At 35.0% G+C, this 1,415-nt stretch carries 2 protein-coding genes; both read right to left on the bottom strand.

The genetic code is table 11. The features are described 5' to 3' along the window. A partial coding sequence (locus J3U64_RS09900; protein WP_267409113.1) for a contact-dependent growth inhibition system immunity protein occupies positions 1 to 393 on the bottom strand: 393 nt, incomplete at its 3' end. A gap of 209 nt (positions 394 to 602) precedes the next feature. Continuing rightward, entirely contained in the window at positions 603 to 1,115 is a 513-nt protein-coding gene (locus tag J3U64_RS09895; RefSeq protein ID WP_267391633.1) for a hypothetical protein, read from the bottom strand. Between the last annotated feature and the right edge of the window lie 300 nt (positions 1,116 to 1,415).

Here is a 1,415-nt window from a genome sequence, read left to right as displayed (position 1 = left end):
ATCTTTACGGTCATACTCTGTTGGCGTAATCGTGATCACATTATTCGCCAATTTAATTATCACACAGGCAGTCTCTTTTTCCAGCATTCTAAAATTTTTATAGCCAGCAAAGCTCAGAAAGGCCTTGGAATATGAATCGTGATCTTTTGCCCATTCTTTAAGGTCAATAAACTTAGTGGTATTGGTTATCGTTAATACAAGTTCACCTAGCAATACCGGTATCAGCTCTTCTGAAATACGCGCCCTGACGTGAGAATGGACAAACCCAGGACTGTAATTCTCATAAAAAAATCCTTGTATAATAAAAGAATTATCAGGTAATATATACAAATTACATCTTTTTGTTTTCGGTTCCTTGTCCTTAGATGCTAATGCTTTAAAAATTTTTAACATTTACTATCCTTTGACCTGAAAACGAAATACTGTATTTGCCCAAGTATAGCTACTGACACCATGTGCTGTATATCAATTTATTTTGAATAATTAAAAATCGAATCCATCTACTTTATATCCCTTTTATTTACGCAAAAAATCCTCAGAAATATGAAATTTCTGAGGATTTTATAATTAAGGTAACCTAACTACTGGCTATTGTATTGCTGTTAAGAGGCTAAATGCTCATAGTTACTGCGTTTGAGCAACGGAATTAAATGCTGATAAATACTCTCTGCGTCAGGAGAGCACGTTACCTCTTTATTGACAAGGAATCCAAATCCACCTCTACCGTAAAGGCCATATTCTGTTGGCGTAATTGTGATCACATTATTCTCCAATTCAATAAAGACATAAGCAGCCTCTTTTTCCAACCTTCTATAGTTTTTATAGCCAGCAAAGCTCAAAAAGGCCTTGGTATATGAATCGTGATCTTTTACCCATTCTTTAAGGTCAATAAACTTAGTGGTATTGGTTATCGTTAATACAAGTTCACCTAACAATACAGGTATCAGCTCTTCTGAAATACGCACTATATCACGAGAGTTCACAAAACCAGGACTGTGATTCTCATAAGAATAGCCTTGTATAATTACAGAGTTATCAGGTAATACGTATAAACTACATCCCTTTCTTTTCGGTTCCTTATGCTTAGATGCTAATGCTTTAAAAATTTTTAACATTTATCAATCCTGTGACCTGAAGGCGAAATGCTGTATTTGCCCAAATATAGCTACTGACACCATGTGCTGTATACCAAATTATTTAGAACGATTAAAAATCGAATCCATTAATTTATATCTTTTTTTAATCAAGGTAACTTGAATACTAGCTATTGTATTGCTGTTAAGAGGCTAAATGCTCATAGTTACTGCGTTTGAGCAACGGAATTAAATGCTCATAAATACTCTCTGCATCGGGAGAGCACGTTACCTCTTTATCGACAAGGTGTGAAAATCCGCCATCTTTACGGTCATACTCTG

Source organism: Snodgrassella sp. B3800, from assembly GCF_026535865.1.
GTDB classification, from domain to species: domain Bacteria; phylum Pseudomonadota; class Gammaproteobacteria; order Burkholderiales; family Neisseriaceae; genus Snodgrassella; species Snodgrassella alvi_E.
The sequence above is the reverse complement of the archived record's forward strand: the minus strand, read 5'-3'. Positions and strand labels throughout refer to the sequence as shown.